The sequence below is a fragment of the Streptomyces sp. NPDC001941 genome (assembly GCF_040296945.1).
Lineage (GTDB): Bacteria > Actinomycetota > Actinomycetes > Streptomycetales > Streptomycetaceae > Streptomyces.
In genome coordinates, this window is record NZ_JBEOYE010000182.1 from 1 (window position 1) to 8,916 (window position 8,916).

The window sequence follows — 8,916 nt, forward strand, 5'->3', positions numbered from 1 at the left end:
CCCGCGCGGCCGCGAGCAGCAGCGTCCCGGGCCCGGGACGCTCCGCGCGCTGGGCCGCGATGACGACGGCCTCGCGGTCCAGGCAGTCCTCGATCATCGCGGCGGACGTCCCGTCCGGGCCGATGTCGACGAAGCGGGTGGCGCCCTCGGCGAGCGCGGTACGGATCCCGTCGGCGAACCGCACCGGCTGCCGGACCTGCCGCACCCAGTGCCCGGCGTCGCAGCCGGTCGCGATCCGCCCGGTCAGGTTCGTCACCAGCGGGATCCGCGGCGGGTGGAAGGTGAGCCGCCCGGCCACGGCGAGGAGGTCGTCCAGCATCCCGTCCATGTGCGCCGAGTGGAAGGCGTGCGACACGTCGAGCCGCTTGGTACGGCGCCCGGGGAACCGCGCCGCCAGCTCCTCCACCGCGTCGGCGTCACCGGCGACCACCACGGAGCGCGGCCCGTTGACCGCGGCCAGGGAGACCCGCCCGGACAGCAGCGGGACGACCTCCTCCTCGGTGGCCCGCAGGGCGAGCATCACCCCGGTGTCCGGCCGGGCCTGCATCAGCCGGGCCCGGGCCGCGACCAGCACGCAGGCGTCCTCCAGCGAGAGCACGCCCGCCACGTGGGCGGCGGCGAGCTCGCCGACGGAGTGGCCCAGCACCACGTCGGGGCGCAGGCCCCAGCTCTCCAGGAGCCGGAACAGCGCCACCTCGAAGACGAAGAGCGCGGGCTGGGTGAACTCGGTGCGCCGCAGCGCCTCCGCGTCGTCCACGACCTGCGCGACCGGCAGCCGCAGCCGCGGGTCCAGTACCGCGCAGACCTCGTCCCACGCGGCCGCGAACACCGGGTAGGCGGACCGGAGTTCGGCTCCCATGCCCACGCGCTGGGTGCCCTGCCCGGCGAAGACGAACGCCGTCCGGCCGTCGTCCGCCACCCCCCGGGCCACCGACGCCGAAGGCGCGTCCTCGGCGATCGCCCGCAGCCCGGCCAGCAGGTCCGCGCCGTCCCGGCCGACGACGACGGCGCGCTCCGCGAAGGCGGTGCGCGAGGTGGCCAGGGAGAAGCCCAGGTCAGCGGCGTCCGTACCGGGTTCCGCGGCCAGCTGCGCGGCCAGTCGGGACGCCTGCTCGCGCAGGGCCTCGGGGCTCCGCGCGGAGAGGGGCCAGGCGAGCACGCCGGGGTGCGGGCCGGACACCGGCTCCTCGGCCTCGGCGGCCTGCTCCAGGATCAGATGGGCGTTGGTGCCGCTGATGCCGAAGGAGGAGACCCCCGCCCGGCGCGGCCCCTCGGCCTGCCAGGCGACGGCGTCCGTGGCGAGCCGCAGGGAGCCCGCCGACCAGTCGACGTGCCGGGAGGGGGTGTCCGCGTGCAGGGTGCGCGGCACCACGCCGTGCCGCATGGCCAGCACCATCTTGATGACGCCCGCCACGCCCGCGGCCGCTTGTGTGTGGCCGATGTTGGACTTCACCGAGCCCAGCCACACCGGCCTGCCGGAGGCGCCGTAGGTGGCCTGCAGGGCGTGCGCCTCGATCGGGTCGCCCAGCGTGGTGCCGGTGCCGTGGGCCTCCACCACGTCCACGTCGCGCGCGTCGAGCCCGGCCGAGGCCAGGGCCTTGCGGATGACCCGCTCCTGGGCGCGGCCGCTGGGCGCGGTCAGGCCGTTGGAGGTGCCGTCCTGGTTCACCGCCGAGCCCCGGATCACGGCCAGGACGGGGTGCCCGTTGCGCCGCGCGTCCGAGAGGCGCTCCAGGAGCAGCAGCCCGCTGCCCTCGGACAGGGCGGTGCCGGAGGCCTCGTCGGAGAACGCGCGGACCCTGCCCCCCGGGTCGAGGCCGCGCTGGCGGCTGAAGCCGACGAACAGCCGGGGCGTGGCCATCACGGTGGCGCCCCCGGCGAGGGCCAGCGCGCACTCGCCGCGTGACAGGGCCTGCGCGGCGAGGTGGACGGCGACCAGGGAGGCCGAGCAGGCGGTGTCCACGGTCACCGAGGGCCCTTCCAGGCCGAGGGCGTACGAGACGCGGCCGGAGACCACGCTGGCGGCGCTGCCGGTGAGCCCGAAGCCCTCGGAACCGTGGGGCGTGCCGAGGGACGCGTAGTCCTGGCCGTTGGTGCCCAGGTAGACGCCGGTGTCGCTGCCGTGCAGGGTGCCCGGGGCGATCCCGGCCCGCTCGAACAGCTCCCAGGATCCCTCCAGGAGGATCCGCTGCTGCGGGTCCATGGTCAGCGCCTCGCGCGGGCTGATCCCGAAGAACGCCGGGTCGAACGCGTCGGCCTCCACGAACCCGCCCCGGCGCACGTAGCTGGTGCCGGGGTGGTCCGGGTCCGGGTGGTACAGCGCGGACAGGTCCCAGCCCCGGTCCCCGGGGAACTCCGTCGTGGCGTCGCCGCCCTCGGCGAGTAGCCGCCAGAACGCCTCCGGGTCGCGCACCCCGCCGGGGAACCGGCAGCTCATGGCGACGACGGCGATGGGCTCGGCCGCACCCTCCGGGCCGGCTCCTGCGGCCGGGGCGTCTTCCACGGACTCCACGGACTCCACCGGGGAGGCCCCGTCGAGCGGCTCGTCGAGGCCGAACGCCCGCAGGAGGTGGTCGGCGAGCCGGGCGGGCGTGGGGTGGTCGAAGATCAGGGTGGCGGGCAGGCGCAGTCCGGTGGAGGCGCCCAGGCGGTTGCGCAGCTCGACGCCGAGCACCGAGTCGAAGGAGAGCTCCTTGAAGGTGCGGCCTGCGTCCACCGCTTCGGGGCCCGCGTGCCCGAGCACGAGCGCGGTCTGGGTCCGGACCTCGTCGAGCACGGCTCCCGGCCTGCCGGTGGCCGGCAGGCCGGCCAGCCGCTCGCGCAGGGAGGACGCCCGCGCGGGTGAGGTGCCCGCGCCGTCGGGGAGTTCGGCCAGCAGCGGGCTCGGCCGGGCCGCCGTGAACACCGTACGGAACCGGTCCCACCGCACGTCCGCCACCGTCACGCAGGGCTCAGCGGCGGCCACGGCCCGGTCCAGGGCGTGCAGTGCCAGGTCCGGCGCCATCGGTGGTACGCCGTGCCGGTCCAGGACCTCGCGCACCGGTCCCCGCGCCATGCCGTCGCCGTCCCACGGGCCCCACGCCACCGAGGTCGCCGGCAGTCCCCGGGAGTGCCGCAGCGCGGCCAGGCCGTCGAGGTACGCGTTGCCGGGCGCGTAGTTGCCCTGCCCGGGGACGCCGACGGTCGCGCCCCACGAGGAGAAGAGCACGAACGCGTCGAGCCCGGTGGCGAGTTCGTGCAGGTTCCAGGCGCCCAGGGCCTTCACCCGCAGTGCCGCGTCGACCCGGTCGAGCGTGAGGTCCTCGACGAGCCCGTCGTGCAGGGCTCCGGCGGCGTGCACCACGGCCGACGGGCGCGTCCGCTCCACGAGCGCGCGCACCGCCTCCCGGTCGGCGACGTCGCAGGCGACGACCTCGACCCCGGCGCCGAGCCCGCGGACGTCCTCCGCGAGCGCGCCCGCCCCGGGCGCGTCGGGGCCGCTCCGGCTGACCAGTACCAGGTGCCCGGCGCCCTGCGCGGCGAGGCGGCGGGCGATCGCTGAGCCGAGCGCGCCCGTGCCGCCGGTGACCAGGACCGTGCCCCGGGGGCTCCAGTCGCGGGCCGGGCCGCCGGCGGCGCGCACCAGCCGGCGGCCGTACGCGTGCTCGCCCCGGAGGGCCACCTGGTCCTCGCCGGACCCGGCGGAGACGATCCCCGCCAGCACCCCGGAGTCGTACGCGTCGCCGAGGTCGACCAGACCGCCCCAGCGCGCCGAGTGCTCCAGGGCGACGACCCGGCCCAGGCCCCACACCAGGCTCATCTCCGGCGCGACCGCCTCGTCCGCGACCGCGACGGCCCCGCGCGTCACGCACCACAGCGGCGCGCTCACGCCCGCGTCGCCCAGTGCCTGTACGGCGGCGAGCGTCGCGGCGTAGCCCGCCGGAACACCCGGGTACGCGGGGTGTGCGCCCTCCCGCAGGGCGGTCAGGCAGAGCACGCCGTCGTACGCGGCGCCCCGCAGCCGGGCGGCGAGCGCGGCCCGGTCGTCGTCGGGGCCGACCTCGAGGACCGTGAGGCGCAGTCCCTGCCCGGTCAGGTCCTCGGCCACGGAGTGCGCCCGGGCGTCACCGGCGGGCACCAGGGCCAGCCAGTCGCCCGCACGGACCGTGCCCGGGCGGACCTTGTCGAAGCGGATCCGGTACTGCCGCTCGTCGAGGACGGAGTCCGCGGTGCGCCGCCTGCGCCAGGAGGCAAGGGCGGGCAGTACGGGGGCGAGGGCGCCCCGGTCCACGCCGAGGGTCCGGGCCACCTCGTCGGCGTCCTGGCGGCCCACGGCGTCCCAGAACGGCGCGTCCTCGGCCGGCCCGCCGCCGTGTGCCCCGGCGTCGATCCAGTACCGCTGGTGCTGGAAGGGGTAGGTCGGCAGGTCCACGGTGTCCGCCCGGCCGAAGGCACGGCTCCAGTCGACGTCCACGCCGCAGGCGTACGCCTCGGCCAGTGCCGTCAGGAACCGGTCGCCCTCCTGCCTGCGCAGCGTCCCGACGGTGCGCACGTCGGCGCTCTCCTCGACGCCCATGGTGAGCACGGGGTGCGGGGTGCACTCGACGAACACCTGGTGGCCCTCGGCTGCCAACTCGCGCACGCAGGCGTCGAGTTCGACCGTGGAGCGCAGGTTGCGGTACCAGTAGGAGGCGTCCAGGGAAGCGGTGTCGATCCGTCCGACGTCGACGGTGGAGAAGAAGCCCGCCACCCCGGGACGCGGCCGGATGCCCGCCAGGGCGGTCAGGATGTCCTCGCGGACGGCCTCCACCTGGGCCGAGTGGGAGGCGTAGTCGACCGGGATCCGCTTGGCCCGGATCCCCTCGGCGTCGCAGTGCGCGATCAGCTCCGCCAGCGCCTCCGGGTCGCCCGACACCACGGTGCTGCGGGGCCCGTTGGCCGCGGCCAGCGACAGCCGTCCCGGCCACCGTCCGATGAGCGCCTCGGCGTCGGAGCGCGTGCACACCAGCGAGACCATGCCGCCCCGGCCCGCCAGGTCCCGGGCGATGGCCTGCGCCCGCAGCGCCACCACGGCCGCCGCGTCGTCCAGGGACAGGGCCCCGGACGCGCAGGCGGAGGCGATCTCGCCCTGCGAGTGGCCGAGCAGGACCGCCGGGTCGACGCCGAAGTGGTTCCACAGCCGGGCCAGTGACACCATCACCGCCCACAGGGCGGGCTGTACGACGTCCACGCGTTCCAGGGCCTCGGCGTCCGCGATCACGTCGCCGAGCTTCCAGTCGACGTACGGCTCCAGCGCCTGCTCGCACGCCGCGAACCGTTCGGCGAAGACCGGGGAGGAGGCGAGCAGTTCGGTCGCCATGCCCGGCCACTGGGCACCCTGCCCGGCGAACATCAGGACCGGGCGCTGGCCGCTGCCGGACCCGGTGACCACGTTCGGCGCCTGCCGTCCCGACGCGAGCGCGTCGAGGCCGCGGAGCAGCTCCGACGCGTCCCGGCCCAGGACCACGGCCCGGTGCTCGTGGTCGGCGCGGGTGGTGGCCAGGGAGAAGCCGACGTCGGCGGGGGAGGGGCCGGGGTGCGCGGCGAGGTGGGCGCCGAGCCGGCGGGCCCGCTCGCGCAGGGCGGGCTCCGAGCGTGCCGAGAGCACCCAGGGCAGGCGGGCCGGTCCCGCGTCCTCCCGGGCATCGGAGGAGCCGGTGGCGTCCGGGTCGTCGGACGCGTCGGCGGGCGGGCCGGCCAGCGCGAGGTGCGCGTTGGTGCCGCCGTAGCCGAAGCTGCTGACGCCCGCCAGGCGCGGCCCGCGCGGCCAGGGCTGCCGCTCGGTGACCACGGCCAGGTTCGTCCCGGCGAAGTCGATGTCGGGGTTCGGGCGCCGGAAGTGCAGGCTGGCGGGCAGCTCGCCGTGGAACAGGGCCAGGGCGGTCTTGAGCAGGCCCAGCACGCCCGCGGCCGGTTCGAGGTGGCCGAAGTTGGTCTTGGCCGAACCGATCCGCAGCGGTTCGCGCCGGTCCCCGCCGAACACGCGGCCCAGGGCCGCCGCTTCGACCGGGTCTCCCCGGCGGGTCCCCGTGCCGTGCGCCTCGACGTACGCCACCAGGCCCGGGTCCGTCCGCGCCTCGCCCCAGGCCGCGCGCAGCACCTCGGCCTGCGTCTCGGCCCCCGGCGTGGCCAGGCCGTCGGTGGTTCCGTCGTTGTTCACGGCGCTGCCGCGGATCACCGCGTAGACGCGGTCGCCGTGCCGCCGGGCGTCGGCGAGCCGGCGCAGCACGACCACGCCGCAGCCCTCGCCCCGGACGTACCCGGCCGCGTCGGCGTCGAAGGCGCGGCACTGCCCCTCGGGGTTCTGCGTGCCGAACTTGTCCATCGCCACGGTGGTGTGCGGGTGCAGGATCAAGCTGACACCGCCGGCCAGCGCCAGGTCCGACTCCCCCGAGCGCAGGCTGCGGACCGCCTGGTGCACGGCGACCAGCGAGGAGCTGCAGCCGCTGCCGATGGTCATCACGGGACCGCGCAGCCCCAGGGCGTAGGCGATGCGGGCCGGGATGATGGAGGTGTCCGTGCCGATGGCCGTGTGGGTGCGGATCTCCTCGGCACGGGCCCCGGTCGCGAGGTGGTACTCCTGCCACATGGTCCCGAAGAACACCCCGGTCGCCGACCCGTCGAGCCGGTCGGTGCGGACACGGGCGTCCTCGACCGCGGCCCAGGCGACCTCCAGCGCCAGCCGCTGCTGCGGGTCCATCTGGCGTGCCTCGGTGGGGGAGATGCCGAAGAACTCGGCGTCGAACCCGGCCACGTCGTCCAGGAAACCGCCCCAGCGGGTCGTCATCCGGCCCGGAGCCGAGGGGTCGACGTCGTGCCAGTCATCGGCCCTCCACCGCTGCGGGGGCACTTCGCCGATGGCGTCGACCCCGTCGAGCAGGCCCTGCCAGAGGGCTTCGGGGGAGTCGATCCCACCGGGCAGGCGGCAGCCGAGTCCGATGATGGCAATGTCGTCAGCGTTCATCACGCATCCTCAATTCGGGCGGGTGAAGGGCGCGGCGGTCCCGTGTGCGGGCAGGCAAGGACGCGGCGGTCCGCGCGGGACGCCGACGGCGGGTGCGACGGGTCGGCACGCGGACGGGGAAAGGGGGTCGGGACTCGGGGCGACCGGTCGGCGGTGGCGGCGCGGACCGGTCCGCGGTCCCGGCGGGCGCGGGCGCCCGTGAGCCCTCCGGCCGGGTCAGTCCCCGCCGTCCGCGAGGCTGATCGCCTGCGAGGGGCACAGCCGTACGCACTCCTCGACGCCGTCCCACGACTCCCGTGGCGGACGGGCGGTCAGGAGCACGACGGTGCCGTCCTCCGCGCTCTGATCGAACACCTCGGGTTCGGTCAGGGTGCACATCCCCGCGCCGCAGCACCTGTCCCGGTCGACCTCCACGCGCATCGCCGCTACCAGCCGACGGGCAGGCGCTTCACGCCGTACATCGAGGACAGCTGGGCCGTCTCGATGTCCTCGGGCGCCGCGGCCAGGTGCAGGTCGGGGAACGCGCTCACCAGCCGGCCGAACGCCACGCGCATCTCGACCCTGGCGAGCTGCTGCCCCACGCACTGGTGGACGCCGTAGCCGAACGCCAGGTGCCGTCCGGCGCTGCGGCCCAGGTCGAGCACGTCCGGGTCGTCGAAGAACCCGGGGTCCCGGTTGGCCGTGGACAGCGACACGGTCACCACCTCGCCCGCGCGGATCCGCCGGCCCTCCAGCTCGACGTCCTCGGTGGCCCCCCGGACGATGCCGAACTGGACGATGCTCAGGTAGCGCATCATCTCCTCGACCGCGCCGTTGACCGCCTCCGGCCGCTCGCGCAGGAGCGCCAGCTGCCCGGGGCGGGAGAGCAGCAGGAAGGTGCCGAGGCCCAGCATCTTCGCGGTGGTCTCGTGCCCCGCCGAGAGCAGGAGCATCGCCGAGCCCGAGGCCTCCTCGTCGGTGAGGCCGGACGTGGCCACTCTGCTCAGCAGGTCGTCCTGCGGGGCGCGGCGCTTGCGGCGGATCAGCGTGGTGAGGAACTCCGCCATCAGCCCCATGGACTCGTAGGCCTCGTCCACCGAGTGGTCGTGGTCGAGCATGCGCTCCGAGTGCTTCTGGAAGAACGCGTGCTCCTCGTAGGGGACGCCGAGGAGTTCGCAGATCACCAGGGACGGAATGGGCAGGGCGAATTCCTGCACCAGGTCCACCGGAGAACCCTTTTCCCGCATCGCCGCGATCCGGTCGGCGGTTATCCGCTCGATCCGCGGTTCGAGGTTCTTCATGCGGCGTACGGTGAATTCACCGGTGAAGAGCTTGCGGAAACGCGTGTGGTCCGGCGGGTCCATGAAGATGAAGACGCCGGGCCGGGTCGGCTGGGGGACCCATTCGCCGACCGCCATCTTGCGGTGCTCGCCGCGCGAGCTGAACCGGGGGTCCGTCAGCACGGCGCGGGCCGCCGCGTTGCCGGTGACCAGCCAGCCCGTGCTGCCGTCCGGATAGGCGAGTCTGCTCACCGGGTGCTCGTCGCGCAGCGCGGTCAGCTTCGGCGGAGGGCTGAAGGGACAGGTGCGTTCGGTGGGGAACGCCACCGGCTTCAGGTCGGTGCTGGTCACGTCGACTCCGTGGATGTCAGGGCCGGTTCGATCGGCCGGGCTGAACCCCCGCGCGGAGGAAATGGGTCACGCGTCGCCGTGGTCAGGGGAATTCACCATTCCCCCGCACTTTCGGGAAATCCCGTTTTCCGGCGTGATCCGATCCTGCCAGACGACCCGGATGTCGATCCGTTTCCTCAGCCGGGGCCCGGCCTTCCCGGCATCGCCCCGGCACCGCTTCTCAAGCGTTCCCCGAGACGGCCTTCGGGGCGGGCCGAGCCGTCCCCTGGCGCCGGGGGGCGGGGGGGGGTGGGGCCCCGCCGGCGGCGGGGGCGCGGCGCGGGG

3 protein-coding genes are annotated in these 8,916 nt (G+C 75.5%); all 3 read right to left on the minus strand.

The features are described from left to right. Nucleotides 1-6,982: type I polyketide synthase (locus tag ABT160_RS45640; RefSeq protein ID WP_351655980.1), on the minus strand; the 6,982-nt coding region annotated here is incomplete at its 3' end. Nucleotides 6,983-7,198: 216 nt separating this feature from the next. After that, complete coding sequence (locus tag ABT160_RS45645) at nucleotides 7,199-7,402, minus strand: ferredoxin (RefSeq protein WP_351655983.1); 204 nt, start codon at nucleotides 7,400-7,402, stop codon at nucleotides 7,199-7,201. Nucleotides 7,403-7,407: 5 nt separating this feature from the next. Next, nucleotides 7,408-8,592, minus strand: coding sequence for a cytochrome P450 (locus ABT160_RS45650; protein WP_351655985.1), 1,185 nt, complete (start codon nucleotides 8,590-8,592; stop codon nucleotides 7,408-7,410). Between the last annotated feature and the right edge of the window lie 324 nt (nucleotides 8,593-8,916).